We start from the raw sequence: 26,570 nt of genomic DNA on the forward strand, positions 1-26,570 counted from the left end.
TGCCGCAGTGCAACCGTGGGCCGAAAATTCTCTCGTGTCCCTCAAAATGAGTTGCGTACCTCAAAACACCTCTGCTAGCCTTCAGCCATGGCCGATACGCTTACCGCCGCGGCGCTGACGCTGAAGGACATCGCCCGCCAGGCGGGCGTCAGCCTCGCCACGGTCGACCGCGTCCTGCATAACCGCCCGGGCGTGCGGCCGGACACGGTCCGGCGGGTCAAGGAGGCGATCGAGCGCAACGCCTTCCAGCCGCACGTGGCCGCCGCCGAGCTCGCCCGCGGCCGCGCCCGCCGCTTCGCCTTCGTGATGCCGTCGGGGCCGAACCCGTTCATGCAGCAGATCGAGGCCTATCTCGGCGAGATGACGGCCTGGCTCTCGGCGCGCCGCATCGGCGTCGAGATGGTCGTAACCGACGTGTTCGATCCGGCCGTGCTCGCGAATTCGCTGGAGGCGCTGTCGGGAGACTATGACGGCGTCGCGGTGGTCGCGCTCGACCATCCGGGCGTCCGGGCCGCGATCAACGATCTCGTCGATGCCGGCACCAAGGTGGTGACGCTGGTCTCGGACGTGCCGTCGTCGCGCCGGCACCATTATGTCGGCATCGACAATATCGCCGCCGGCCGCACCGCCGGCGCGCTGGTCGGGCGGCTGGCCGGCCAAAGGTCCGGTAAGGTCGCGATCGTCGCCGGCTCGCAGGGCCTGCGCGACCATGCCGAGCGCATTTTCGGCTTCAACCAGGTGATGGCGTCGGAGTTTCCGGAGCTCAGCGTGCTGCCGGTGCTGGAAGGGCGCGACGAGGACGACCGCTCGGAGCATCTGCTGGCGCGGTTGTTCGGCAGGCATGCTGACATTGTCGGCCTTTATAACGTCGGCGCCGGCACGCAGGGCGTGGCCAAGGCGTTAAGCGATGCGGGCCGCGACAAGCAGGTGGTGTTCGTCGGGCACGACGTCACGGTGCTGACGCGCCGGCTGTTGTTGCAGGGTGTGATGGATGCGGCGATCTCGCAGAACCCGGGACATGAGGCGCGCGCCGCCGTGCGCGTGCTGCTTGCGCTCGCTCGCGGCGAGCCCATCCTGCACGAACAGGAGAAGATCAGGATCGACATCGTGATGCGGGACAATCTGCCTTAGCGGCAGCGGATTTCGAACGGCCCGTTGCGGGCAAGGCGACGCAAGATCGCACACGGCGACAGGCGAAAGGGAGGACGGCGTGTATCTCGGATTGGACATCGGCACGTCCGGTGTGAAGGCGGTGCTCGTGAGCGAAGCCGGCGCGATCGTCGCGACGGCGGCGCGCGAGCTTGCGCTGTCGCATCCGGCGCCGCTGTGGTCCGAGCAGGATCCCGACGCCTGGGTCGACGCGGCCATCGGCGCGGTCGACGATCTCGCAGCCCATCATGCGCTCGCGGTCGCCGCGGTGCGCGGCATCGGGCTATCAGGCCAGATGCATGGCGCAACCTTGCTCGGCGCGGATGGACGGCCGCTGCGGCCCGCGATCCTCTGGAACGACGGCCGGTCGCATGCCGAATGCATCGAGCTCGAGCGGCGCTGCCCGTCGCTGCACGCCATCGCCGGCAATCTGGCGATGCCCGGCTTCACCGCGCCAAAGCTGCTCTGGGTCGCCCGCCACGAGCCCGGCATCTTCGAACGCGTGGCAAAAGTGCTGCTGCCGAAGGCCTATGTCCGCTACCGCCTGACCGGCGAGATGGTCGAGGACATGTCGGATGCCGCCGGCACGCTGTGGCTCGACGTCGGCCAGCGCCGCTGGTCGGCGCTGCTGCTACAGGCCACCGGGCTCGATCTGCATCAGATGCCGCGGCTCGTCGAAGGCAGCGAGGCCTGCGCGGTGCTTGCGCCGGAATTCGCGCAGCGCTGGGGCATGGCGAAAGATGTCGTTTTTGCCGGCGGCGCGGGCGATAACGCCGCGAGCGCCATCGGGCTTGGCGCGATCGCGCCCGGCGATGCCTTCCTGTCGCTGGGCACGTCCGGCGTGGTGTTTCGCGTCACCGATCGGTTCGCGCCGGCGCCGGCCTCGGCCGTGCACGCCTTCTGCCACGCGCTGCCCGGCCTCTGGCACCAGATGGGCGTGATGCTGTCGGCGGCGGCCTCGCTCGCCTGGCTCGCGAGCGTGATGGAGACGCCGGCCGCGGCGCTGCTGGCGCCGCTCGGCGAGCGCGTCGATGGACCCGGTCCCGTCAAGTTCCTGCCCTATCTCGACGGCGAGCGCACGCCGCACAACGATGCTGCCGCCAGCGGCGCCTTCGTCGGCTTGCGGGCTGCGACCGGGCGCGCGCAGTTGGTTCAGGCCGTGCTCGAAGGCGTCGCCTTCGCCGCGCGCGACAATCTGGCGGCGCTGAGCGCGGCGAGCGGCTCGATCGCCGAGCTCGATCTCGTCGGTGGCGGCTCGCGCTCGCCGCTCTGGGCCCAGATCTGCGCCGATGTGCTCGGCATTCCCGTCCACCGCGTCGAGGAGGGCGWGGTCGGGGCGGCGCTCGGCGCCGCGCGGCTCGGCCGCATCGCCGCCACCGGCGAGCACCCGGCACAGGTCTGCACGCGCCCGCGGCGGCTCGCGACCTTCGCGCCGCGCCCATCCGTCGCCGCGGCCTACGACGACGCCTATCGCCGGTGGCGTGATCTCTATCCCGCGTTGAAGGAGCCACTTTCGTGAACGCACCAGCCAAGTTCTTCGATACAACCCGGCCTGTCGCCTTTGCCGGCAAGGATGCCGGCAAGGATGCCGGACAGGCACCGGCCTTCCGCTGGTACGACAAGGACCGCGTGGTCCACGGCCGCAGGCTCGAGGATCATCTGCGCTTCGCGGTCTGCTACTGGCATTCGTTCTGCTGGCCCGGCGGCGATCCCTTCGGCGGCGAGACCTTCCTGCGGCCTTGGCACCACGGCACCGATGCGATGGCGCTGGCACGGGCCAAGGCCGACGCCGCCTTCGAGCTGTTCCGCCTGCTCGACGTTCCCTTCTTCACCTTCCATGATGTCGATGCGGCGCCGGAAGGCGCGTCGCTGGCGGAATCCGTTGCCAATCTCAACGCGATCGCCGACGTCTTCGAAGCGAAGATGGCGTCGGCAAAAGTCCGCCTACTCTGGGGCACCGCCAATTTGTTCACGCATCGCCGCTACATGGCCGGCGCGGCGACCAATCCGGATCCCGATGTCTTCACCTATGCCGCAGGCCAGGTCCGCGCCGCGCTGGAGGTGACGCACCGGCTCGGCGGCCAGAACTACGTGATGTGGGGCGGGCGCGAGGGCTACGAGACCCTGCTCAACACCGATCTCAAGCGCGAGCTCGACCAGCTCGGCCGTTTCGTCGCGCTCGTCGTCGAGCACAAGCACAAGATCGGCTTCAAGGGCCCGATCCTGATCGAGCCGAAGCCGAAGGAGCCGACCAAGCATCAATACGATTTCGACGTCGCAACCTGCTACGGCTTCCTCGAGCGCTACGATCTGCTGAACGACGTCAAGCTCAACATCGAGCAGAACCACGCCATCCTCGCCGGCCACTCCTTCCATCACGAGGTCGCGCTCGCCGAGGCGCTCGGCGTTTTCGGCTCGCTCGACATCAATCGCGGCGACGATCTGCTCGGCTGGGACACCGACCAGTTCGCGATGAACGTGCCCGAGCTCGCGCTGGTGTTCCATGAGCTCTTGAACCGCGGCGGCTTCACCTCGGGCGGGCTCAATTTCGACGCCAAGATCAGGCGGCAGTCGATCGATCCCGACGACCTGATCCATGCCCATGTCGGCTCGATGGATGCCTGCGCGCGCGCCTTCCTCGCCGCCGCCGACATGCTCGATGCCGGCGTCCTCACCGCGCCGCTCGACAAGCGCTACGAAGGATGGGCGGGCCCCGAGGGCCGCGCCATTCTCGGCGGCCAGCGCTCGCTCGCCGACCTCGCCGATTGTGCGCTCTCCCCCGGCTTCGATCCGCAGCCGCGCTCGGGCCGTCAGGAATATCTGGAATCCCTGGTCAACCGCCATGTCTGAGGAAGGGCGCTGATGACAAGTGCTGAAGCAACGCCGGTCCTCGAACTGACCGGGATCGGCAAGGAGTTCGGCGCAATCCGCGCGCTGCACGACGTCGACATGCAGGTGCTCCCGGGCGAGGTGGTCGGCCTGATGGGCGACAACGGCGCGGGCAAGTCGACGCTGGTCAAGATCATCGCCGGCAATTTCCGCCCCAGCCATGGCGAGATCCGTTTCGCCGGCAATGCGGTTCATTTCAGCCGGCCGGTCGATGCCCGCGCGGTCGGCATCGAGGTGGTCTACCAGGACCTCGCGCTTGCCGACAATCTCACCGCGGCCGCCAACGTCTTTCTCGGCCGCGAGCTGAAGCGCAAATTCGGTCCGTTCGCGTTGCTCGACCACAAGGCGATGGCGGCGCGCGCGCTGGACTTGTTCGGCGAGCTGCGTTCGGAAACGCGGCCCGACGATCTCGTCAAGCAGATGTCGGGCGGTCAGCGCCAGGCGGTTGCGATCGCGCGGACGCGGCTCTCCAATGCGAGGCTGGTGATGATGGACGAGCCGACCGCCGCGATCTCGGTCCGCCAGGTCGAGCAGGTTCTCGGGCTGATCCACCGGCTGAAGGAGCAGGGCGTCGCCGTCATGCTGATCTCGCACCGCATGCCGGACGTGTTCGCGGTGTGCGACCGGGTGATCGTGATGCGGCGCGGCGAGAAGCGGGCCGACAAGCCGATCCACGAGACCAGTCCCGAGGAAGTCACCGCCCTCATCACCGGCGCGAAGGAGGCGGCGTGATGGCCATGCCCTTGGAATCCCCGATCACCTTCTCGAATGTCGGCCGCATCAGGTGGTGGCAGCGCGGCATCTTCGCCTCCCAGACCGGCTACGTGCTGCTCGCGCTGGCGGTGCTGCTGGTGATCATGCATTTCGCCAGCCCCTATTTCTTCACCGAAGGCAACATGCAGAACGTGGCGAAGAACTTTTCCTTCATCGCCATCGCCACGCTCGGCGTCACCTTCGTCATCATCACCGGCGGCATCGACCTCTCGGTCGGCTCGATGATGTGCTTCTCGGCGATGATCACCTCGATGGTCATGACCGAGCTGTCGATGCCGGGCTCGCCCGTAGGCTCCCTGTTCGTGCACATGGCGGCCGACGGCAAGACCGTGCTGGCCAATGTGCCGGGGCTGATCCTGCTGGTCTCGGTCGTCGCCGGTCTCGGCGTGGCGCTGATCGCCGGCCTCGTCAACGGCTTCTGCATCGCAGTGCTCGGCCTGTCGCCGTTCGTGACCACGCTCGGCATGCTCTCGATCGTGCGCGGGCTCGGCTATGTCGTCTCCAACGGCCGCGGCAGTTTTCCGGGCGGGCCGGACGCCGACTATTTCTACGCTGCGACCTCCGGTGACGTGCTCGGCGTTCCCGTGCCCTTCATCTATCTCGTGATCCTCGCCCTGACGATGGCCGTGGTCCTGCACCACACCTCATTCGGCCGCCACGTCTTCGCGCTCGGCGGCAACGAGAAGGCGGCCGAGCTCACCGGCATTCCGGTGGTGCGGGTGAAGATCGAGGTCTATGTGATCTGCGCGCTCGCGGCAGGCCTCCAAGGCATCATCATCTCCGGCTGGCTGGGATCGGCGCCGGCCAACATGGCGACGTCCTACGAGCTCAACGTGATCGCGGCGGCCGTCATCGGCGGCGCCAACCTTGCCGGCGGCATAGGCGGTCCATTGGGGGCCATCGTCGGCTGTGTGCTGCTGGAGGTGATTCGCAACGGTCTCGTTCTGGCGCAGGTCAGCTCCTACTGGCAGCAGACGCTGGTCGGCGTGATCATCATCCTCGCCGTGCTGGTCGATCGCATCCGCTCGCGCATGATCTGAAGTGACGCCGTTTCGGGAGGGCAACCAAGATGCCGCCTGTCCGCTTCCCGGACGATTTTGAGAGGACAGGCGCCAAACAAGGGTGGAGGAAAGCAATGAGGAGACTTCTTCTTGCGGGCATGGCCGTCGCGATGATGGCGACGCCGGCATTGGCCGCGAACTACCGTTTCGTGATCGTGCCCAAGGCGATGAACAATCCGTTCTTCGACTTCGCGCGCGACGGCTGCCTGAAGCGCGCCAAGGAGCTCGGCAACATCGAGTGCGTCTACAAGGGTCCGGTCGAGCATGAGCCGGCGACGCAGGCCCAGATCATCCAGGACTTCGTCACCCAGAAGGTCGATGGCCTCGCGATCTCGGTCGCCGACGTCGCGGCCATGACCAAGTCGATCGAGGCGGCGACGGCCGCCGGCATTCCCGTCATCACCTTCGATGCCGACGCACCGAGCTCCAAGCGCATCGCCTATATCGGCACCAACAACAAGGAATTCGGCGTCGCGCTCGGCAAGGAATTGCTGAAGCTTCGGCCGGACGGCGGCAAATACGCCATGGTCTCGGGAGGCCCCGGCGCCAAGAATCTCGCCGAGCGTGTCGACGGCGTCCGCGAAGCGCTGAAGGGCTCGAAATGGACCGAGGTCGCGGGGTCGCCGACCTTCTGCAACGATGATCCCGCGCTCGCGGTCCAGCAGATGACGGACATGCGCACCGCAACGCCCGATCTCGCCGCCATCGTTCCCATTGGCGGCTGGCCGATGTTCGCTCCCGAGGGCTTCAAGGCCTTCGCCTCGAGGAATAAGAAGGACATCGATTCCGGCAAGTTCACGCTGGTCGTCGCCGATACGCTGAAGATGCAGCTCGAATTGCTGCGCGACGGCTATGCCAATGCGCTGGTCGGCCAGCGGCCCTTCGAGATGGGCGAGAAGGCGATGGACACGCTGCTCGCCATCAAGAAGGGCGAGAAGGTGCCGGAGATCGTCTACACCGGCCTAGATCTCGTGACCAAGGACAACGTCGCGCAGATGTTGAAGTAGGAGCGCCGCCAGCCCCGCGCTCCTGCGTGCCTCTCCCGCTTGCGGTTTCCGCAAGCGGGAGAGATGAATTGGACTGTTGCAAGACTGCTGGAAGGCCATGGGAATGAAACGGTCGCGGCTCGGCTCCCTCGACGTCACGTCAATCGGTCTCGGTTCGGCTCCGCTCGGCGGATTGTTCACCCCGGTCAGCGGTGCCGACGCGGAAGCGACGATCGCGCGCGGCTGGTCGGCCGGCATCCGCTTCTTCGATACCGCGCCGCTCTACGGCTTCGGTCTGGCGGAACGGCGGCTCGGCGGCTTCCTGCGGCAGCAGCCGCGCGACTCCTACGTCATCTCCACCAAGGTCGGACGGCTTCTGCGCGCGCCTGACGGCGCTGCCGCCGAGGACGACCATTACAAGGGCACGCCGCGCGAGCGGCCGGTGTTCGATTTCTCTTATGACGGCGTGATGCGCTCGGTGGAGGAAAGCCTCGCGCGCCTCGGGCTCGACCGCGTCGACGTCCTGCTCGTACATGATCCGGACGATCACTATGACGACGCGGTTGCCGGCGCCTTCCGCGCGCTGCAGCGCCTGCGCGCCGACGGCACGATCAAGGCGATCGGCGCCGGCATGAACCAGTCCGAGATGCTGGTCCGCTTCGCGGAAGGCGTGCCGGTCGATTGCTTCCTGCTCGCCGGCCGCTACACGCTGCTCGACCAGGGCGCGCTGGATGCGCTGTTTCCGGTCTGCCGCGAGAGAGGCATCGGCATCCTGCTCGGCGGCATCTACAACAGCGGCATCCTGGCCAATCCGCACGCGAACACGAAGTTCAACTATCAGGACGCCGATGCGGCGCTTGTTGCGCGGGCGCTCGAGCTCGATCAGCTCTGCCGCAAGCACGGCACCGAGCTGAAGGCCGCCGCGCTCCAGTTCTGCATGGCGCATCCCGCAGTGACGGTCGCCGTGCTTGGCGCGCGCAACGCCATGGAGGTCGAAGACAATATCGCGATGTCGGAGAGGGCGGTGCCGCCGGCCTTCTGGCAGGAACTGCGTGCGCGAACACTCGTCGACGCGCGGGCGCCGCTGCCGGGCGGGGCGTAAGGCATGATCATCGACGCTCACCAACATTTCTGGGACCCGGCGCGCGCCGATTATCCCTGGATGGATGCCCCTGAGCTGGCGCCGATCCGCCGTGCCTTCGCTCCCGCCGATCTCGCGCCGCTCTTGGAGGCGAACGGAGTCGACGCCAGCATCGTGGTGCAATGCCGCTCCGCGCTGGAGGAGACCGAGGCGTTCCTGCGCATCGCAAGCACGAATCCCTTCGTTGTCGGCGTGGTCGGCTGGGTCGACCTGACCGACAGTTCGCTCAGTGACACGCTCGGCCGGCTGCGTGCTGTCCCCGGCGGCGAAAAGCTGGTCGGCATCCGCCATCAGGTCCACGACGAAGCCGATCCCGACTGGCTGTTGCGCGAGGATGTCCAGCGCGGCCTCACCGCAATATTCGCCCGCGATCTCGCCTACGATTTCCTGGTCCGCGCCCGCGAATTGCCCGCCGCGATCGCGACGGCGCAGGCCTTCCCGCAGGCGCGCTTCGTGCTCGACCACGCCGCCAAGCCGCCGATCGCCGATGGCGGAACCAGCGAATGGGCCGACCGCATCAAAGCACTCGCGGCCTGCGGCAATGTCTGGTGCAAGATCTCGGGCCTCGCCACCGAAGCGGTGTGGGACGATTGGGATGCGGAGCGGCTGTTTCCGTTCGTCGCGCACGCCGCAAACTGCTTTGGCGAGGATCGCCTGATCTTCGGCTCCGACTGGCCGGTGTGCTTGCTCGCGGGCAGCTACGGCGAGATCAAGGGCGCGCTGGAGGCGTGTCTGGCGAAGCTGGGTGCGCAGGTGCGCGAGAAGGCGTTCGGGGTGAATGCGAAGCGGGCGTATCGGTTGTCGATGGCGTGAGCCGAGCACGCGCCTAACCACAGGTGTCGTCCCGGCGAAGGCCGGGACCCATACCCCCAGGAAGTAGTTTGGTGAAGATCAGTCGTTCGGTACTCGTATCTTCAGCAACCGAGAGATCACGCGGTATGGGTCCCGGCCTTCGCCGGGACGACGATGGAGTTTCAGGCAGCGCGCTCGCCCCTCACGCGCCCGCGGGCACCTGGTCCAGAAATCCCGTCACGCTCCTGATCCGCCCGTCCTTCAGCACGGCAAAATCCGTCCCCTTGATCGGGCTGTCGACGCCGTCCGGGCCGAGGCCCCACGAGAAACGAACGTGGTCGCCGTAGCCGTTGGGCTCGCCGAGCAGCTTGAACTTGAACTCGGGAAAGCGCTGCTGCACGCCCGCGATCAGCGCGTCGACGCCGTCATGGCCGTCGCCCGTCATCAGGGGATCGACATAGCTCGCATCCGCCGTCCAGTTCGCGCTCAGCAGTTCGCGCCGGCGGCTGGCCGTGCGCTCGTTCCAGAGATCGATATAGCGGCGGGCGATGGCGGCGGGATCGGTCATGGTGTTCTCCTTCGATGGCGCCGTTGGTTCGGCTGACCGTCACTATCGAAGGTTCACGCGCGCCGATCGATTACCTCTGAGGTCATCAGCGCGCGAAAAAAATGAAGCGCGATGATGGTCTCATCGCGCTTCATTCGCATGCGACTAGTTCGCGAAAATTACTTCGCCGCGGTCACCATGATCTCGACCGTGTATTGCGGCGCGGCCAGCTTGGCTTCGACGGTGGCGCGGGCCGGGGTGTTGCCGGGCGAGACCCAGCCGTCCCACACCGCGTTCATCTCGCCGAAGGTCTTCATGTCGGTGATGTAGATCGTGGCCGAGAGCAACTTTGACTTGTCGGTGCCGGCCTTGGCGAGATGGCCGTCGATGGTCTTCAGGATGTCCTGGGTCTGCTTGGTCACGCTTTCGCCGGCCGCGTTGCTCGCGACGACACCGGCGAGATAGACGGTGTTGCCGTGCACGACGACCTGGCTCATGCGCGGGCCGGTTTCAAAACGCTGAATGCTCATTGGGAGTCTCCTATGAATGGCGGCCCTGTCTAGCGCAGCGCCTTGCGCTATGCCACCCCAGGCACGCATGCGTTGCCAGGCACGCATGCGTTGCCAGGCACGCATGCGTCGTCCGCGATGCATGCGCGGCCTTACGGAAACCGGCTGAAGAACGTCCAGATCGTCTCGGCGCCGTCGATGTCGTTGTTCTGTGGCCCGAGCAGGCGCGCCGCAATCTTCGGGAAGCGGGCATCCGGCGCGAATCCGGGCATGCGGTGGCCGCCATGGTTGACGCGATAGAGCACGACGTCGTGCCCGCTGGGGCAGTGCGAGGAGACCCGTGTCACGGTGGTCTGGTCCGCGGGCGCACTATTGGGCAGGTCCGTCACCGCGGCGTCATCGGTGTCGCAGCCATTGAGCTTGCGCCAGAACGCCAGCGTCTCCTCGGTCGACCAGAATCCGTCTGCGGCATAATAGCTCGATCCGCGTCCGCCCTCGTAGGGCACCAGCGGGTCGGCCGTGCCGTTGATGATCAGCATCGGCAGCGGCCGCGACGGATGGCAGGTGACCGCGGCCTCCTCGGTGAGATTCATGATCACGCTCGCGCCGGCCGCGAACAGATCGGCGCGGGCGCAGACGAGCGTCATCGCCATGGCGCCGCCGTTGGACACGCCGGCGACGTAGACGCGCTTCGCATCGGCGGTGCCGTCGGCCACGAGCTTGCCGACGAGCTTTGCGATGAAGGCGATGTCATCGGTGCCCGGAGGCGGTCCACGCAGCGCGGGTCCCGCCTTCGTCCTCGCATCGGCCCAGGCATTGTTGAGCCCGTCGGGAAAGACCACGGCGAGGCCTTCGCGCTTTGCGACCTGCGGCCAGGCCGTCCGCGCCACCATGTCGGCGCCGCGCTGGGTCTTGCCGTGCAGCACGATCACGAGCGGAGCCGGCTTCTTCGCCGGCAGTAGCGCGGTGTAGGAGCGCTTCACGCCGCCGACGTCGATCGTATCGGCGGATGCGGCCGACGCGGCGGCCACTGCCGCGATGAGCGCCCCGATGCGGATCCAGTGTCGCACTAGCCCACCGCTTTCGCCGCGGCGCGGCCGGCATTGCGGCCCGAGAACAGGCAGCCGCCGAGGAACGTGCCTTCCAGCGAGCGATAGCCGTGCACGCCGCCGCCGCCGAAGCCCGCGGCTTCGCCGACCGCGTAGAGCCCGGGAATGACCTTGCCCGCTTCGCCGAACACGCGTGCGTCGAGATCGGTCTCGAAGCCGCCCAGCGTCTTGCGGGTGAGGATGTTGAGCTTGACCGCGATCAGCGGCCCATGGGCGGGATCGAGGATGCGGTGCGGGGAGGCGGTGCGGATCAGTCTGTCGCCGATATAGCGCCGAGCATTGTGGATGTTCATCACCTGCGCATCCTTGACGTAAGCGTTGGCGATCTCGCGGTCGCGCGCCTCGATCTGCATCCTCACCTCGTCGAGCCTGAGCAGGTCGTTGCCGGCGAGCGTGTTCATCGCCGCAACGAGGTCCTCGAGCTTGTCGCGTACGATGAAGTCGACACCGTGGCGCTTGAACGCCTCCACCGGCGCCGGCGCGCCCTTGTTGGTGGCGCGGCGCAAGGTCATGCGCCAGCTCTTGCCCGTGAGGTCGGGATTCTGCTCCGATCCCGACAGCGCAAATTCCTTCTTGATGATGCTCTGCGTCAGAATGAACCAGGAATAATCATGGCCGGTGGACATGATGTATTGGAGCTGGCCGAGCGTGTCGGAACCGGGAAACAGCGGCGCCGGCAGCCGCGTGCCGGTGGCGTCGAACCACATCGAGGACGGGCCGGGCAGGATACGGATGCCGTGGCGCGGCCAGATCGGCGACCAGTTCTGGATGCCCTCGACATAATGCCACATGCGGTCGCGGTTGATCAGCCGCGCGCCGATCGCTTCCGTGATGCCGATCATGCGGCCGTCGACATGTTCGGGCACGCCGGAGATCATGAATTTCGGCGGCTCGCCGAGCCGCTTCGGCCAGTTCTGCCGCACCAGATCATGATTGCCGCCGATGCCGCCGGAGGCGACGATCACGGCCTGTGCCTTCAGCGCAAACTCGCCGACCAATTTGCGCGACGAGCTCTTGCCGCGCTCGACGGGATCGGCTGCGAGAACGGCGCCGCTGACGCCGTCGACAGTACCGTTGGTGACGGACAGCGCATCGACGCGATGGCGGAACTTGAAGGTGATCCGCCCGCTGTTCGCCGCCTCGCGCGCGCGGCGCTCGAACGGCTCGACGATGCCGGGCCCGGTGCCCCAGGTGACGTGAAAGCGCGGCACCGAATTGCCGTGGCCCATCGCGTCATAGCCGCCGCGCTCGGCCCAGCCGACCACGGGGAAGATGCGATGGCCCATGGCGCGCAGCCAGTCGCGCTTCTCGCCTGCGGCGAACGCCACATAGGCCTCGGCCCATTGGCGCGGCCAAAAATCCTCGTCGCGGTCGAAGCCGGCGGTGCCGAGCCAGTCCTGCATCGCGAGCTCGAAGGAATCCTTGATGCCGAGCCGGCGCTGCTCCGGCGAATCGACCAGGAACAATCCGCCGAACGACCAGAACGCCTGGCCGCCGAGCGACTGCTCGCCTTCCTGGTCGACGACGATCACGCGCTTGCCCGCATCGGCGATCTCGGTGGCAGCCACCAGTCCCGACAGTCCCGCGCCGACAACGATGACGTCCGCCTGCTCAGTCATGAGTTCCCCCCTGTAGTTGCCCGGATTGAAGCCAGCGGTTGGAGCTGAGATCAAGGGTGTGGCGGATAAGACATCGTTAACTTGTTCCACATTGGGACCGAGCCGGCCCGAGTGCAGCGCGGACGCAACACTGGATTTGAATTTGTTTTGAGCGGGCCGGCGTGCCTAGACAAAACCACGGTTACGACAGACGCTAGCTGAGCATCACCACCTGACACGCAGATTCGAATTCGACTGGGGCGGGGGACAATGAAGTTTCTGACGGGGTTGCTTGCGGCGGTTCTCCTGATCGCGGGCATGGGGGCTTCTCAGGCGGTGGTTCGGATCGCGGATGATCGCGGCGGCCGGATCGGAACCTACGTCGACAGGTACCAGGATTTGCGCCAATCCGGCGACACCGTCATCATCGACGGCCTCTGCGCCTCCGCCTGCACCATCGTCCTCGGCGCCATCCCGCGCGACCGCATCTGCGTGACCTCGCATGCCACGCTCGGCTTCCACGCCGCCTGGGATTTCGGCAGCAACGGCCGTGCCGTCACCAATTCCGAGGCGACCCAGATGCTCTACGCGATGTACCCGTCGCAGGTGAAACGCTGGATCATGCAGCGCGGCGGCCTCACCCCGCACATGCTCTTCCTCAGGGGCAAGCAGCTCCAGGCCATGTACAAGCCCTGCTACCTCGACGCGCAGGCCTCGACGATCAAGCCGCAGCGCCGGTCTCTCCCGCAAGTGGAACAGCTCGAATCCGCCCGGGGCCAGCTTCTGCACTGACATCCTCAGCATGACCGGATCGTTTTAGCCCGCCAGCGGCGCCTTGCCCGCAGGCGGGCTAAAGCTTATCTGAGAACCCGGGAACCGGGGCCTTCGCCCCGATCGGTGTCATGGCTCAACCACTGCACTCCGCTCATCCGGTATCGGACAATTCGCCCACTGCCGGCCGGACGCCGGCCGTGCTGCTGTTCGCGGGTGCAGGGATCGGCGGGCTCGTCGTGATCGGCGCACTCGCGCTGTGGTTCCACTACGGCACCCAAGTGTTCTTCGAAATGATCAGGACCGGCTTTGCCGCCTGTTTCTGATCCGCGACAGGAAGTCGTCCGCCCATGAGCTCCGCCACCCGCCCGCTGGTGATTGCAACCGCCTTCGCCGCAAGCCTCGTCGTCGGGCTCCTGGTCATGTTCTGGGCCATGGGCGGGGTGAGCAAGGTGGCGCAGCCGGCCGCGATCGGGGGCCCGTTCCAGCTCACCGACCAGAACGGCAAGACCGTCACCGACAAGAGCCTCAAGGGCAAGCCGACCCTGATCTTCTTCGGCTACACCCATTGCCCCGACGTCTGTCCGACCTCGCTGTTCGAGATCTCGGAAGTGCTGCGCGTGATGGGCAAGGACGCCGACAAGGTCAACGCCATCTTCATCTCGGTCGATCCCGAGCGGGACACCCAGGCGGCGATGAAGGATTATCTCTCGAGCTTCGATCCGCATCTCGAGGGCCTCGGCGGCGATCCCGCCGACATTGCCAAGGTCATCACGTCCTACCGGGTCTACGCCAAGAAGGTCCCGACCAAGGACGGCGACTACACCATGGACCACACCGCGCTGATCTACCTGATGGACCGCGACGGCAGGTTCGTCTCGCCGTTCAACCTGAAGCGCACGCCTGAAGAGGCCGCGACCGAGCTGAAGCGGTATCTCTGAGAAGAACTCGGTCGAGCCACGAGCTCCCCTGCACCTCACCCGCCTGCGGGAGAGGCATAGGCCGCCTTTGGCGGCCGTCCTCTAAGACGCCGAGGCAAAGCCTCGGCTATGGCAAAGCGCCGGGTGAGGGCTCTCTCCTCTTGGGGATTGTCCCGACGTGGAGACACCCCTCTCCCCGAGCCTCTCCCGCAAGCGGGAGAGGGGGCGCACCTCTGCCCAGGCCACAATCCCCGCTCGCGTTCCCGGCCGGATGGTCTATAAGGCCCTCCGATCCCAATGAAATTCGTTCATTTCCCGCCGATGGCCGCATCGCGACAGGTAAAATCGCTCCAGATCTTGCGCCGTGTCCTGCTTGGGCTGGCCGTCGGCGCTTGCCTGTTCCCGGGTCTGCCCGGCGCGAAGGCCCAGACCCCGGCCAAGCAGCCTTCCGTGGCGCCCCAAGGAACTCCTCAAGGGACGCCTCAAGGGACGCCCCAGGCCACCCCGCGGGTTGCGCCCCAGGCGGCCCCCCAGGCCGTGCCCAGCTTCTGGGACCCGCGGCGGCGGCCCGAGCGGCCGGACCTGTCGCGCCTGACCGTGATCCGTTTCCTGACCGAGACCGACTATCCGCCGTTCAACTACACCGGCGCCGACGGCAATCCGGCCGGCTTCAACGTCGATCTCGCCCGCGCGCTGTGCGAGGAGATCAAGGTGACCTGCACGGTGCAGATGCGCCGCTTCGAGACGCTGGTCGATGCGCTCGCCTCCAACCGGGGCGACGCCATCATCGCCTCGATGGCGGTGAGCCCGCAGCTCCGCGCCCGTGTCGATTTCACCGATCCCTATTACCGCGTGCCCGCGCGCTTCGCCTCGCGCAAGGACGCGGTGATGCCGGAGATCCGCCCGGAATATCTCGAGGGCAAGAAGGTCGGCGTCATCGCGGGCTCGGCGCATGAAGCCTATCTGAAGGCGATGTTCACCGATGCCGAGCTGCACGCCTATCCCAATGACGACGCCATGCGCGCCGCCTTGCGCAAGGGCGAGGTCGATTTCATCTTCGGCGACGCCATCTCGCTGGCGTTCTGGATCAACGGCACCGATTCGGGCGACTGCTGCGCCTTCTCCGGCGGTCCCTTCGTCGAAAGCCGCTTCTTCGGCGAGGGCATCGGCATTGCCGTCCGCAAGGGCAACGACGTGCTGCGCCAGGCCCTGAACTGGGCGATGTTCCGCGTCTGGGAAAAAGGCCGCTACACCGACCTGTGGCTGCGGTATTTTTCGGTGAGCCCGTTTTAGTCATCCAACCCCGTCATTCCGGGGCGCGCGAAGCGCGAACCCGGAATCTCGAGATTGTGGCGCGAGATTCCGGGTTCACACGCTGACGCGCGTGCCCCGGAATGACGATCAAGACCATTTTTGCATTCTGCCGGGAAATCGCTATTTTCCGCGGCCCGGAGGCTCCTCAATGTCCGTTATCGATCTTGCCGCGAACCCGAGCGACCTGCGTGCGCTCGCCGAACAATCCAGCGCCTGGCCGTTCGAGCAGGCGAAGGCGATTGTCGCGCGGCTGAAGAAAGCGCCCAAGGACGAGGTGCTGTTCGAGACCGGCTACGGCCCGTCCGGCCTGCCGCATATCGGCACGTTCGGCGAGGTCGCGCGCACCTCGATGGTGCGCCATGCCTTCCGCGTGCTGACCGAGGACAAGATCAGGACGCGCCTGCTTGCCTTCTCCGACGACATGGACGGCTTCCGCAAGGTGCCGGACAACGTGCCGAACAAGGATCTGCTGGCGCAATATCTGGGGCGGCCGCTCACCGCCGTGCCGGATCCGTTCTCGAACGAATATCCCTCGTTCGGCGCCGCCAACAACGCGCGCCTGCGCGCCTTCCTCGATCATTTCGGCTTCGACTACGAGTTCGCGAGCTCGACCGACTATTACAAGTCAGGCCGCTTCGACGCGACGCTGCTGAAGATGCTCGCCGCCTATGACCAGGTCATGGCGATCATCCTGCCGACGCTCGGGCCCGATCGCCGCGCCACCTATTCGCCGTTCCTCCCCATCAGCAAGACCACCGGTGTCGTGCTCCAGGTGCCGATGATCCGCCGCGACGTCGCCGCCGGCACGATAACCTATGTCGATCCCGACAGCGGCGAAGAGGTCGAGACGCCCGTCACCGGCGGCAACGTCAAGTGCCAGTGGAAGGCCGACTGGGCGATGCGCTGGGTCGCACTCGGCGTCGACTATGAAATGGCCGGCAAGGACCTGATCGATTCGGTGAAGCTGTCAGGCGCGATTGCCAAGGCGCTCGGTGCCACGCCGCCCGAAGGCTTCAACTACGAGCTCTTCCTCGACGAGAAGGGCCAGAAGATCTCGAAGTCGAAGGGCAACGGCCTCACCATCGACGAATGGCTGCGCTACGCCTCGCCGGAATCGCTGTCGCTGTTCATGTACCGCGAGCCGAAGGCGGCGAAGCGGCTGTATTTCGACGTTATCCCGCGCAATGTCGACGACTATCAGCAGTTCATCGACGGGTTTGCCAAGCAGGATGGCAAGCAGCAGCTCGGCAATCCGGTCTGGCACATCCACAGCGGCCATCCGCCGAAGGGCGACATGCCCGTCACGTTCCAGCTGCTGCTGACGCTGGTGTCGTCGTCGAATGCGGAAAATGCCGAAACGTTGTGGGGCTTCATTGGCCGCTACCGCCCCGGCGTGTCGCCGCAGACGCATCCGAAGTTAGATGCGATGGTCGGCTACGCCATCAATTATTATCGCGACTTCGTGGCGCCGACGAAGCAGTTCCGCGAGCCGACCGAGATCGAGCGCGCCGCGTTGCAGGATCTGCGCGATGCGCTGTCGCAGCTGCCGCAGGAGGCAACGCCAGAGGACATCCAGAACGTCGTCTACGAGATCGGCCGCCGCGAGCCGTTTCTCGACCAGGTCAAGAAGGGCAAGGACGGCCGCCCCGGCGTCACGCTCGATTGGTTCAACATGCTCTACCAGGTCCTGCTCGGCCAGGAGAAGGGCCCGCGCTTCGGCTCCTTTGTCGCCGTCTACGGCGTCCAGAACGCGATCAACATGATCGACGGTGCGCTGGCGCGGAGTGCGTGATCCCGGGATGGGCGAGCGAGGCTACAGTGGCTCGCCCGCCTTGGTCGTGAATTTGTAGACGCCATCCGGCCCGAGCACGGCGTGCATATCGACGTCGGGATAGCTGATCGCGTCGTCCGGTGTGCGGTCGCCGATCACGAGCAGCCTTGCGTCCCGCGCCGTTCGGTTGACGAAGCGGTGTGCGTCGCCGCTGCCGGCGGGAAAGCCGGCGCACATTCCTGCCGTCAATACCTGCGCGCCGCCATTGGTCTCGAGCACCACCTCACCTTCGAGCACGAAGACGAATTCGTCCTGACGCGAATGCGCATGGCGGAACGAGGATTGGCCGCCTGGAATGATCCGGGTCAGGTTGACGCCGAAATTCGTCAGGCCGGCGTGATCGCCGAGCCGGCGATTGTAGCGCATCTGGTTGGCGGCGCGGTGCACAGCCGGATAGCTGGTAAAATTGCTCTCGCTCACGTCGTCCGGATCGAATGCCGGGAGCGTCAGTCTGGACGGTGGGGTCATTGCGCTGTCCCGGTCAGGTCGGTGATCGGCACGGCGTCGGCGGCGCGCATCAGGGTCAGCAGCATGCGGCAGATCGGCGTTGCGATCTGATGGCGCTCGCCGGCCGCGACCACGGCGCCGGTCAGAGCGTCGACCTCGGGGGCGCGTCCCGCCAGCCGGTCGAAATACATCGAGGTGCCGGCGTCGGCGGGGAAGGTCAGCAGCATCGACTGCAGTTTTGTCGCCTCGTCGTCCGCGAGGCGCGCGCCGTCGGCACGTGCGACCGCAGCGGCCTCTTCGAGGGCGGAGAGCACCAGCAGGCCCATGTCCTCGCGCCGGAACACGCCCTGGCGCTGGAGGGTGAGCGCGGTGATCGGATTGGCCACGGCGTTGAGCATCAGCTTGCGCCAGGCGATGGTCTTGAAGTCGGGGCTGACCAGGATCTGCATCGCCGTGCCTTCGAGCAGGTCCACGAAGGCGCGTCCGCCGGAATCGTCGCCGACCGCAAAATCGTAGTCGCTGGCGCGGCGGTAGCGGACGCGGTCGGGCGCCAGCCGCTCGCCATTGTAATAGACGATGGTCGGCACCACGGTGGCGGGCCCGACAAACGGCGCCAGCCGTTCCGCATGTCCGATGCCGTTCTGCAAGACCGCGACGCGGGTGGCGGGACCGCAAAGCCGTTGCAGCCAGGGCGCGCTCGCCGCGGTGTCCTGCGCCTTGGTGCACAACAGCACCCAGTCATGGATCTCGGCCTGCGACGGATCGGTCAGGACATGAGGCCGCGCCTCGATGGTGCGGTCGGGCCGGTCGACGACCAGCCGCTCGATCCGGCGTCTCACGCAGGCGGTGACGTGGTGCCGGCCCGCCGCATCGAGTGAGCCGGCAATGACGCCGCCGATGCTGCCGAGGCCGACCACGGCAATGCGGCGGCGTGCGGACGTGGCGGCGTGATCGCTCAGGGACATCGACAAAACCTCCGGGGATCGCTGTAGGGTCCGTATTCGGCGTCAGTATTGGCTGAAATTGCGGCGCGCCGCGGTTCAGCCGGCCCGCGTGGCCTGCGCATATTGCAATGGAGTGATGCCGTAGCAGCGCCTGAAATGCTTGTTGAGCGCCGCCTGGTCGCAGAAGCCCGCCGCCAGCGCGCTGTCCGCCAGCGAATGGCCTCGCCTGAGAAGGCGGCAGGCGGCGTTGAGCCTGATGTGAACGAGATAGGCGTGCGGCGTCAGCCCGACCGCGCGCTTGAACAGGCCGATCAACTGGAAGCTGGTAAGGCCGGCAAAGCGGGCGAGGTCGTCCAGGCTCAGGTTTTCGGCGTGGCGCTCCCGCATCAGCTCGATCAGCCGCATCGCGACGGCGTCCCGTCCCGCGGGGACATTGCGGCGGTGGCTGCCGCTGCCATGGCGCTCGAACAGCCGGGCGAAGGCATCGATGACGAGCTCGTCGGCGAGGAGGCCGTCCTGCTCGGTTTCGAGCACCCGGTGCAGGCGGCCGAACCGCTCGATCAGGTCGCCATCGTCGAGCATGCTCTCCAGGAAATGAGGCATGGTGTCGACGCCGAAGCGCCGGGCGAGACCGTCGATCGCCGGCCGCGCCAGATAGAAGGCGCGATAGCGCCAGTGGTCGCTGTCGCCCATGCGCGCCGACTGCCGATCCTCCGGATTGGAAATGAACAGCGTGGCCGGGCCGACCTTCTGCGCCATGTTCCGGTTGCGGATTTCGGCGCCGCCGGCCTCGGTCACCGCGATCACGAACGCATCATGGCTGTGAGTGCCGTAGTCGTGGCGGCGGAAATCGGCGCGCAGCAGGCTCATGCCGGCGATCCGCCGGCTTTGCCAGTAGCTCGTGTGGTTCCCGGTGTCCCGTCGCGCCATCGCAAGCTCGCGTCCCGTGTCTTTCGCTCATCCTGACGCCATGGCCGTCCCTGCGCGAAGCGCAAAAACCGGATGGGAGCGTTGCGGCAATTACGGCCAATACGACTGCAGATTGCGCTAGCATGGGGGTTGGAAGACAAGCAAGGCAGCCGGTTGCAACGCGCAACCGGAACGCTGCGCACATCACAGGGGAGGATACCATGCAGTTCAGGGTCGAGCCCAAAGCGCTTGCAGACTATGGTGCCGAGGAGTGGCAGGCGCGGGTCGATCTCGCCGCCGCGCACCGGCTGGCCTTCATGCAAGGTTTCAGCGAGGGCATCTTCAATCATCTGACCTTCGTGGTGCCCGGACGCAGCGATCGCTATTACCAGATCCCGTTCGGCACCCATTGGTCGGAGGTCACCGCCTCCTGCTTCATGGAAGTCGGGATCGACGATGCCGAGGTCAAGCGCGGCGAGGGCGAGGTCGAGCGCTCCTGCTATTGCATCCACGCGCCGATCCACAAGGCGCTGCCGCAGGCCAAGGCGGTGTTCCACACCCACATGCCCTATGCCAGCGCGCTGACGCGCCTGGAAGATCCGCGCATCAAGGAGATCGGCCAGACCGAGGTCGGTCTCTCCGGCGCGATTGCCTATGACGACGAATATGCCGGCCCGGCGCTCGATCCGGCCGAAGGCGCACGACTGGCACGGGTGATCGGCGACAAGACCGTGCTGTTCATGGCCAATCACGGCATCTCCACCGTCGGCGCAAGCGTCGCGGATGCCTACGACAAGCTCTATTACGTCGAGCGTGCCGCGCAGGTGCAGATCTACGCGATGTGGACCGGCCAGCCGCTCAAGCAACTGCCGACGCCCGTGGTCGAGAAGACCCGGCGCGACTACATGGACGATCATCTCTACAACGGCCCGACGCCGGCGCAGCGGCACTTTGCGGCCCTGAAGCGCATGCTGGACCGCAAGGAGCCGGATTACGCGACCTGAGCCGTGGTCGTCGTTCCGCCTGAGGCGGGGCGACGGCAGTTTCGGCCAATACGGCTTGCATCGTCTTCCCCGATACTCCGCGAAGGATGCCGGCGCACGCCTCGGAACAGAATCTTGCAGACTTCGGAGAGTAGAGATGATCGCCCGCATCTGGCGTGCGACGGCGACGCGCGATAACGCCGCCACCTATCAGCATCATTTCGCGGCCATGGTCGTGCCGCATCTCAAGGCGATCAATGGCTTCTCCGGCGCCTCGCTGTTGCGGCGCGAGGTGGAGGGGGGCGCCGAAGTGCTGGCGCTGGCGCTGACGCTGTGGCAGAGCCTCGACAGCATCCGCGCCTTCACGGGGCCCGATCCCGACAAGGCCATCGTCGATCCCGACGCGCGAAGCATGTTGACGACCTTCGATACGACGGCCGCCAACTATGAGGTCGTCGTCGACGTCCGGAATGACCGCTGAAACCTCAAGGCTCCGCGATCAGGTCGAGCGCAGCACGTAACGGCGGTTGTCCTTCTGCACCGGCCGCGCGTTCATGGGATAGAGCTTCGCGAACGCGGCGATATCGGCGCTCGCGACCTGGATCGGGTCGGTCAGCAGCAGCCATTCGACCACCTCCGAGCACGGCGGCGTGGTCAGCGAGCCGGGATAGCGGAAGTAGCTGAGCTTCTGCGGCAGCATGGCGCCGGGATGGATGTTGCTGTCGGCCTTCACCGTGGTCCCTTCCGTGGCCGGCATGGTCTTGATGATCTGGCTGAAAGTCGCGTTCGGCTTGCCCTCGGCCATCAGCACGCCGACCACGGCGAGCCCGCCGGAGTCGGCACGGTGGACGAAATGCGCCTCCATCGGAAAATTCTTGCCCGCGATCATGTGCTCGCTCGGCCGGTGGAAGTGCACTTGCAGCAGCTTGTACTTGACGTCGCCGAGCGCCAGCGTGCTGCCCTCGGCGAAGTTGAGCTGGATCGTGTGCCCGTTATTGACGATGGTGTCGGCGCTCCTGGCCCAGTTCAGCTTCAGCGAGGGCAATTGCGACTTGATCGCTCCGTCGATGTCGATCGGCGACTGTTGCAGGCCGACCGCGCAGGCCTTGTTGGCCGCATCGATGTCGCCCCATTTGGCCGGGCCGCCGGCGCCCTCATAGCTCCAATGCGCGCCTTCGGCCGCGAACGCCGGCTTGCACAGCGGACAAAGGGCGAGACCCGCAAGCGCCTTCAAGGCGTGACGGCGATTCATCATATTCCCCCAGGAATGAATTAGGTTGCGCGAATTCCGCGCAACCTAGGCGAGGGGCGCGGTGAGTCGCAACGGCAATCGCGCGCCGAACCTACTGGCTCGCCCACACGATCCTGGCGACCCACGCGACCTCGCCGACGGCCATCGTGCGCTCGGCCTGCGTCGCGTCGAGCGACCGCAACTCCAGCCCCATCGCCGTGCGGCGTTTCAGCATCTTCACCATGAGTTCGCCCGTTCTGGTCTTCACCACCACGCGGTCGCCCTTGCGGATCGCCGCGCCCGGCGAGACCAGGATGATGTCGCCGTCGCGATAGGCGGGTTGCAGGGTGTCGTCGGAAATCTCCAGCGCAAAGATGTGACCGTCACCGGCCAGCGGCGGCGCAACCTTGTCCCAGCCCTTGCCGGAGGGGAAGCCGAGGTCGTCGAAATAGCCGCTGGCGCCGGCCTGCGCGAAGCTCAGCAGCGGCACCGATCGGCCGTCGCCCGCGTCGTCGTCGATCAGCTTCACGAAGGTGTCGATCGACGAGCCGGCCGCAGCGAGCGCCTTCGCGATCGATTCGGTCGAGGGCCAGCGCTCGCGGCCGTCGGAGGTGACGCGCTTGGATCTGTTGAAGGTGGTCGGGTCGAGCCCGGCGCGCTTGGCAAGCCCGGACGGCGACAGGCCGGCGCGCGCCGCCAGTCGATCCAGCGCGACCCAGATCTGATCGTGGGTTAGCATCCTCTGCGCTTTGGCCTGCCTGACCATGGGAGGTCCAGCCCGTCGCAACTCAGGAAAACTGTCCTCAAATCAACCGGTTTTCCGTTTTTCGTGCAAGGGGCAGCGGCTAAGTCTTGAGTTCGCGAGGTGCGACGATTACGGTCGCGCCCGGGCTTTAAAGACCCGTGAGAAACGAAAAACCCCAAGAGACTCAACGAGCTGACTCAATGAGCTGACTCAACGAGCTGTCTCAACGGGCAAACAGGGCTCCGCAAGCGGTGGTCAAGATCTACAAAATCTGCCCGGCCTCGGCCTGGCGCGAGGCCGAACGCGACGGCGTCTACCGGGGCAGCGCGGACGACGCGCGCGACGGTTTCATCCATCTCTCGACCGCTGCCCAGGTTCCCGAGACCTTGCGCAAGCATTTCTTCGGCCAGCGGGCACTGTTCCTGGTCGAGGTCGACGATGAGGCGCTCGGAGCCGGCTTGCGCTGGGAGCGCTCGCGCAATGACGAGCTGTTTCCGCATCTCTACGGTGAGCTCGATCTCGGCGCGGTGATTTCGGTGACGAACCTCAACGTGCGCTCCGACGGCGGCCACGACATTCCGGAGCTGTTGCCGTGATCCGCGCCTTCGACGCCTTTTCACTGCCGGTGCTGCGCTGGCTCGACCCGGAGGACGCGCATCGGCTCGCGATCCAGGGCTTGCGCTTCCTGCCGCCCGGTAAGCCGCGGCCCGACGATCCCAAGCTCGCGGTGCGCGCGTTCGGGCTCAACTTTCCCAATCCGATCGGCATGGCGGCGGGCTTCGACAAGAGCGCGGAGGTGCCGGATGCGCTGTTGCGGCTCGGCTTCGGCTTCGTCGAGATCGGCTCGGTGACGCCGAAGCCGCAGAGCGGCAATCCGCGGCCGCGGCTGTTTCGGCTCGAGCGCGACGAGGCCGTCATCAACCGCATGGGCTTCAACAATGACGGCGCGGAGACAGCCCTTCGGCGGCTCGCCGCGCGCGCGCAGCACGGCGGCATCGTCGGCGTCAATGTCGGCGCCAACAAGGATTCGCCCGACCGCGTCGCCGACTACGTCAAGCTGATCGAGACCTTCGCGCCGGTCGCGAGCTATTTCACCGTCAACGTCTCCTCGCCCAACACGCCCGGCCTGCGCAACCTCCAGGAGGGCGCGCTGCTCGACGAGCTCCTGGCAAAAGTGATCGATGCGCGCGAGCGGGTACGCCAGAAGGCCGGCGACACCCCGGTGCTGCTGAAGATCGCGCCTGACTTAAGCCTCGCCCAGCTCGACGACATCGTGCAGGTCGCGCGCTCGCGCCGGGTCGACGGCATGATCGTCTCCAACACCACCATCGCGCGGCCGAGCACGCTGCGCGAGGCGACGCGCGCGAAGGAGCAGGGCGGCCTGTCCGGCCGGCCGCTGTTCCGCCTGTCGACGCGCATGGTCGCGGAGACCTATGTTCGGGTCGAGGGCGCCTTCCCGCTGATCGGCGTCGGCGGCGTCGATTCCGGCGGCGCCGCGCTGACGAAAATCCGCGCCGGCGCCAGCCTGATCCAGCTTTATTCGTCGCTGGTCTACAAGGGCCTCGGTCTCGTCGACGAGATCAAGCGCGACCTCACCTCGACGATGCTGCGGACGGGGCGGGATTCGCTGTCCGAGATCGTCGGCGCCGATGCGGCGACGCTGACGGCGGAAGACTGGCCGGGGCTATAAGCCCGCGCTGCCCTTCGCTTCTCCCCGCGTGCGGGGAGAGGCCGGAATTTGCGAGAGCAAATTCCGGGTGAGGGGAGTCTCCGCGAGTCCAACTCTCACCGTCCCTGCGGAGGCTCCCCCTCACCCCGACCCTCTCCCCGCAAGCGGGGCGAGGGAGAAGAGAACGTCGCCCCATACAGCGCCGGATAGCGCGCGCCCTGCAAGCCGCCGCGTGCGACGTAGAACGCGATCAGCGCGACCCACAGCCCGGCATTGCCGAACGATTGCAGCGCCCACCAGGTGGCGAGGAAGATCGCGAGCGAGGCCAGCATCAGATTGCGCATCTCGCGCGCCCAGGTGGCGCCGACATAGATGCCGTCGAAGCCGAAGGCGAACACGCCCGGCACCGGCGCGAGCACGATGAACGGCAGGAACTCGCGCGCGGCGCGGCGGACATCCTCGCTCGCGGTCATGAAGTTGATGATGTTCGGGCCGAACAGCGCGAACAGCACAGCAACCACCAGCGCGAAGCCGAGCCCCCACAGCAGCACCAGCCGGGTCGAATCCGCAAAGCCTTTCGCGTCGCGCGCGCCAAAGGTGCGGCCGCAGAGCTGCTGTGCCGCGTTGGCAAGGCCGTCGAGGAAGAAGGCGCTGACCAGCAGGAAATTGTTGAGCACGGAATTCGCGGCCAGCGTGACGTCGCCGGCGCGCGCGCCCTTGGCGGTGAAGAACAGGAATACCGCGATCAGCGCCGCGGTGCGGATCATGATGTCGGAGTTCACCGCCAGCATGCGCATCAGTTTCCCACGGTCGAACAGGCGCGCGCGGGCAACGGCAAAGCCGCCATCCGCATGGCGCCGGCAGACGATCACGCCGAGCACGAAACCGACCGTCTCCGACAGCAGTGCGGCCATCGCCGCGCCCGCGATGCCGGTGTCGTAGACCAGCACCAGCACCAGGGTCGCTGCCGTGTTGATGAGGTTGATCACGACCTGGAGCGCGAGCGCCGGATTGGCGCGGGCTTGTCCCACCAGCCAGCCGAGGATGACGTAGTTGGCGAAGGCGAACGGCGACGACCAGATCCGGATCATGAAATAGGTCTTTGCGGCGCGCGTTACGCCCTCGCTGCCGCCCATCAGGTCGAATAGCGCCACGGTCAGCGGCAGTTGCAGCGCGATCAGCGCGGCCCCGATCAGGCCCGCGACGATGAAGCCGCGCACCAGGATCGCAGTCAATTCGCGCGTCTCGCCCGCGCCGAGCGCCTGCGCGGTGAAGGCGAGCGTGCTCATGCGCAGGAAGCCGAACAGCCAGAACAGGCAGTCGAAGATCACCGACGCCATCGCGACGCCGCCGAGCAGCGCGGCATCGTCCAGTCGTCCGATCGCCGTGGTCGAGACCACGCCGATCAGCGGCGTGGTGAGGTTCGCGACCATCGCCGGACCCGCGATGGCGAACACCTGGCGGGAGCCGACCTTGGGATGAACGGGCGCGTGCATGTCAGAACACGAGCACCATGCCGTCTTCGGCGGGGAGATGGGCGATGTCGTCGAGGCGCGACAGCACATCGTCGCTCATATGGGTGAGGACGAGGCGTTTTGCGCCGATCGCGGGAAGATGCTGTTCCAAGGTCTTCAGGCTGAGATGGTTCTTGACCACCTTCTCGTACATATAGGCTTCCGCGATGAAAAGGTCCGCGCCATGCGCCAGCGGAATGAGCGTCTCCGTCCATTCGGTATCGGCGCTGTAGGCGAGCGTGCGGCCTTCGGCCTCGACGCGGTAGGCGAGGAAGGGCCCGCCGGATTCGCCGTGCACGACCGGATAGGGCGTCACCGTCACCGCGCCGAAGTCTTGACTTTGCCCGGGTGCGAGTTCGACGACGGAGAGATCAAAACCCCGCTTCCGTTTGGTGGAGTGCTCGAACAGCGCCTCCATCACCTGCGCGAGCCGTGTCTCGATGCCTTGTGGGCCGGCGATCGTCAGCGGCCGCGTTCGCCGCGAAAATTGCGCCTCGATCAGGAAGAACGGCAGCCCGGCAAAATGTTCGCCATGGAAATGCGTGATCAGGATCAGGTCGATCGCGTCGAGCTCGATCTCAAGCCGCTTCAGGGCCGGCAGCGACGAGGCGCCGCAATCGATCAGGAAGTTGCTCTCGCGGCCCGCAACGTGGAAGCAGGTGTTGAACCTGCCGCCCGAACCGAAGGCGTCGCCGCAGCCGACAAAGCGCAATTGCATCGGCTGCGACTCCGTAAGG

General features: G+C 66.5%; 28 protein-coding genes. 17 read left to right on the forward strand and 11 right to left on the reverse strand.

What is annotated here, in order from left to right:
• Positions 1–87 precede the first annotated feature (87 nt).
• From ACXJMY_RS12420 to ACXJMY_RS12455, 8 genes are all read left to right on the forward strand, one after another.
• Positions 88–1,131: a LacI family DNA-binding transcriptional regulator gene (locus tag ACXJMY_RS12420; RefSeq protein ID WP_456619618.1), complete on the forward strand. Its 1,044-nt coding sequence runs from the start codon at positions 88–90 to the stop codon at positions 1,129–1,131.
• Between the two features lie 79 nt (positions 1,132–1,210).
• Positions 1,211–2,668: a xylulokinase gene (gene xylB, locus ACXJMY_RS12425; RefSeq protein WP_456619619.1), complete on the forward strand. Its 1,458-nt coding sequence runs from the start codon at positions 1,211–1,213 to the stop codon at positions 2,666–2,668.
• The gene (gene xylA, locus ACXJMY_RS12430; protein WP_456619620.1) at positions 2,665–3,999 is read left to right on the forward strand and encodes a xylose isomerase; all 1,335 of its coding nucleotides are present in this window, start codon (positions 2,665–2,667) and stop codon (positions 3,997–3,999) included. Before xylB ends, xylA begins: the two co-directional genes overlap by 4 nt.
• A 12-nt stretch (positions 4,000–4,011) precedes the next feature.
• Positions 4,012–4,770, forward strand: coding sequence for an ATP-binding cassette domain-containing protein (locus tag ACXJMY_RS12435; RefSeq protein WP_456619621.1), 759 nt, complete (start codon positions 4,012–4,014; stop codon positions 4,768–4,770).
• Positions 4,770–5,852 (forward strand): ABC transporter permease, encoded by a 1,083-nt coding sequence (locus ACXJMY_RS12440; RefSeq protein WP_456619622.1) that lies wholly within the window; start codon positions 4,770–4,772, stop codon positions 5,850–5,852. Before ACXJMY_RS12435 ends, ACXJMY_RS12440 begins: the two co-directional genes overlap by 1 nt.
• Positions 5,853–5,947: 95 nt before the next feature.
• Positions 5,948–6,880, forward strand: a complete 933-nt coding sequence (locus ACXJMY_RS12445; RefSeq protein ID WP_456619623.1) for a sugar-binding protein — start codon at positions 5,948–5,950, stop codon at positions 6,878–6,880.
• Positions 6,881–6,983: 103 nt separating this feature from the next.
• Positions 6,984–7,961 carry an aldo/keto reductase gene (locus ACXJMY_RS12450; RefSeq protein WP_456619624.1) on the forward strand — a complete coding sequence of 326 codons (978 nt, stop codon included), beginning with the start codon at positions 6,984–6,986 and terminating at the stop codon, positions 7,959–7,961.
• Between the two features lie 3 nt (positions 7,962–7,964).
• Positions 7,965–8,813, forward strand: coding sequence for an amidohydrolase family protein (locus ACXJMY_RS12455; RefSeq protein WP_456619625.1), 849 nt, complete (start codon positions 7,965–7,967; stop codon positions 8,811–8,813).
• A gap of 181 nt (positions 8,814–8,994) precedes the next feature.
• Here the strand turns inward: ACXJMY_RS12455 and ACXJMY_RS12460 are convergent, their stop codons facing one another.
• From ACXJMY_RS12460 to ACXJMY_RS12475, 4 genes are all read right to left on the reverse strand, one after another.
• The gene (locus tag ACXJMY_RS12460) at positions 8,995–9,360 is read right to left on the reverse strand and encodes a nuclear transport factor 2 family protein (protein WP_456619626.1); all 366 of its coding nucleotides are present in this window, start codon (positions 9,358–9,360) and stop codon (positions 8,995–8,997) included.
• A 158-nt stretch (positions 9,361–9,518) separates the two neighbouring features.
• Positions 9,519–9,869 (reverse strand): RidA family protein, encoded by a 351-nt coding sequence (locus tag ACXJMY_RS12465; RefSeq protein WP_456619627.1) that lies wholly within the window; start codon positions 9,867–9,869, stop codon positions 9,519–9,521.
• 131 nt (positions 9,870–10,000) lie between these two features.
• Positions 10,001–10,918, reverse strand: a complete 918-nt coding sequence (locus tag ACXJMY_RS12470; protein WP_456619628.1) for an alpha/beta hydrolase family esterase — start codon at positions 10,916–10,918, stop codon at positions 10,001–10,003.
• Positions 10,918–12,576 carry an FAD-binding dehydrogenase gene (locus ACXJMY_RS12475; protein WP_456619629.1) on the reverse strand — a complete coding sequence of 553 codons (1,659 nt, stop codon included), beginning with the start codon at positions 12,574–12,576 and terminating at the stop codon, positions 10,918–10,920. The genes ACXJMY_RS12470 and ACXJMY_RS12475 overlap by 1 nt, the downstream gene beginning before the upstream one ends.
• A gap of 249 nt (positions 12,577–12,825) precedes the next feature.
• Between ACXJMY_RS12475 and ACXJMY_RS12480 the strand changes: the two genes are divergently transcribed.
• The 5 genes from ACXJMY_RS12480 to ACXJMY_RS12500 all read left to right on the forward strand — a co-directional run bounded on the left by ACXJMY_RS12480 (position 12,826) and on the right by ACXJMY_RS12500 (position 17,352).
• The gene (locus ACXJMY_RS12480) at positions 12,826–13,347 is read left to right on the forward strand and encodes a hypothetical protein (protein ID WP_456619630.1); all 522 of its coding nucleotides are present in this window, start codon (positions 12,826–12,828) and stop codon (positions 13,345–13,347) included.
• A 110-nt stretch (positions 13,348–13,457) separates the two neighbouring features.
• Positions 13,458–13,652: a hypothetical protein gene (locus tag ACXJMY_RS12485; RefSeq protein WP_456619631.1), complete on the forward strand. Its 195-nt coding sequence runs from the start codon at positions 13,458–13,460 to the stop codon at positions 13,650–13,652.
• Between the two features lie 24 nt (positions 13,653–13,676).
• Positions 13,677–14,267: an SCO family protein gene (locus ACXJMY_RS12490; RefSeq protein WP_456619632.1), complete on the forward strand. Its 591-nt coding sequence runs from the start codon at positions 13,677–13,679 to the stop codon at positions 14,265–14,267.
• 300 nt (positions 14,268–14,567) lie between these two features.
• The gene (locus ACXJMY_RS12495) at positions 14,568–15,539 is read left to right on the forward strand and encodes a transporter substrate-binding domain-containing protein (protein WP_456619658.1); all 972 of its coding nucleotides are present in this window, start codon (positions 14,568–14,570) and stop codon (positions 15,537–15,539) included.
• Positions 15,540–15,708: 169 nt separating this feature from the next.
• Entirely contained in the window at positions 15,709–17,352 is a 1,644-nt protein-coding gene (locus tag ACXJMY_RS12500; protein WP_456619633.1) for a lysine--tRNA ligase, read from the forward strand.
• 21 nt (positions 17,353–17,373) lie between these two features.
• Here the strand turns inward: ACXJMY_RS12500 and ACXJMY_RS12505 are convergent, their stop codons facing one another.
• The 3 genes from ACXJMY_RS12505 to ACXJMY_RS12515 form a co-directional block, all read right to left on the reverse strand.
• Positions 17,374–17,859: a cupin domain-containing protein gene (locus ACXJMY_RS12505; protein ID WP_456619634.1), complete on the reverse strand. Its 486-nt coding sequence runs from the start codon at positions 17,857–17,859 to the stop codon at positions 17,374–17,376.
• A complete protein-coding gene (locus tag ACXJMY_RS12510) occupies positions 17,856–18,803 on the reverse strand; it encodes a 2-dehydropantoate 2-reductase (RefSeq protein ID WP_456619635.1) in 948 nt (315 codons plus the stop codon). Before ACXJMY_RS12510 ends, ACXJMY_RS12505 begins: the two co-directional genes overlap by 4 nt.
• Positions 18,804–18,878: 75 nt before the next feature.
• Positions 18,879–19,712: a helix-turn-helix domain-containing protein gene (locus ACXJMY_RS12515; protein ID WP_456619636.1), complete on the reverse strand. Its 834-nt coding sequence runs from the start codon at positions 19,710–19,712 to the stop codon at positions 18,879–18,881.
• 200 nt (positions 19,713–19,912) lie between these two features.
• On the opposite strand from ACXJMY_RS12515, the gene ACXJMY_RS12520 reads away from it, so the two are divergent.
• Together ACXJMY_RS12520 and ACXJMY_RS12525 are read left to right on the forward strand one after the other, a co-directional pair.
• Positions 19,913–20,695: a class II aldolase/adducin family protein gene (locus tag ACXJMY_RS12520; protein WP_456619637.1), complete on the forward strand. Its 783-nt coding sequence runs from the start codon at positions 19,913–19,915 to the stop codon at positions 20,693–20,695.
• 136 nt (positions 20,696–20,831) lie between these two features.
• Complete coding sequence (locus tag ACXJMY_RS12525; RefSeq protein WP_456619638.1) at positions 20,832–21,155, forward strand: antibiotic biosynthesis monooxygenase family protein; 324 nt, start codon at positions 20,832–20,834, stop codon at positions 21,153–21,155.
• An 18-nt stretch (positions 21,156–21,173) separates the two neighbouring features.
• Here ACXJMY_RS12525 and ACXJMY_RS12530 read toward each other — a convergent pair whose 3' ends face one another.
• Positions 21,174–21,926 carry a carbonic anhydrase gene (locus ACXJMY_RS12530; protein ID WP_456619639.1) on the reverse strand — a complete coding sequence of 251 codons (753 nt, stop codon included), beginning with the start codon at positions 21,924–21,926 and terminating at the stop codon, positions 21,174–21,176.
• Between the two features lie 91 nt (positions 21,927–22,017).
• Positions 22,018–22,671 (reverse strand): S24 family peptidase, encoded by a 654-nt coding sequence (locus ACXJMY_RS12535; protein WP_456619640.1) that lies wholly within the window; start codon positions 22,669–22,671, stop codon positions 22,018–22,020.
• 230 nt (positions 22,672–22,901) lie between these two features.
• Between ACXJMY_RS12535 and ACXJMY_RS12540 the strand changes: the two genes are divergently transcribed.
• Positions 22,902–23,246: a DUF952 domain-containing protein gene (locus ACXJMY_RS12540; protein ID WP_456619641.1), complete on the forward strand. Its 345-nt coding sequence runs from the start codon at positions 22,902–22,904 to the stop codon at positions 23,244–23,246.
• On the forward strand, positions 23,243–24,340 hold the full coding sequence (locus tag ACXJMY_RS12545) for a quinone-dependent dihydroorotate dehydrogenase (RefSeq protein ID WP_456619642.1): 1,098 nt from the start codon (positions 23,243–23,245) through the stop codon (positions 24,338–24,340). Before ACXJMY_RS12540 ends, ACXJMY_RS12545 begins: the two co-directional genes overlap by 4 nt.
• A 95-nt stretch (positions 24,341–24,435) precedes the next feature.
• Here the strand turns inward: ACXJMY_RS12545 and ACXJMY_RS12550 are convergent, their stop codons facing one another.
• Together ACXJMY_RS12550 and ACXJMY_RS12555 are read right to left on the reverse strand one after the other, a co-directional pair.
• A complete protein-coding gene (locus ACXJMY_RS12550) occupies positions 24,436–25,815 on the reverse strand; it encodes an MATE family efflux transporter (protein WP_456619643.1) in 1,380 nt (459 codons plus the stop codon).
• Position 25,816: 1 nt separating this feature from the next.
• On the reverse strand, positions 25,817–26,551 hold the full coding sequence (locus tag ACXJMY_RS12555; protein ID WP_456619644.1) for an MBL fold metallo-hydrolase: 735 nt from the start codon (positions 26,549–26,551) through the stop codon (positions 25,817–25,819).
• Between the last annotated feature and the right edge of the window lie 19 nt (positions 26,552–26,570).

Source organism: Bradyrhizobium sp. P5_C12 (assembly GCF_054049735.1).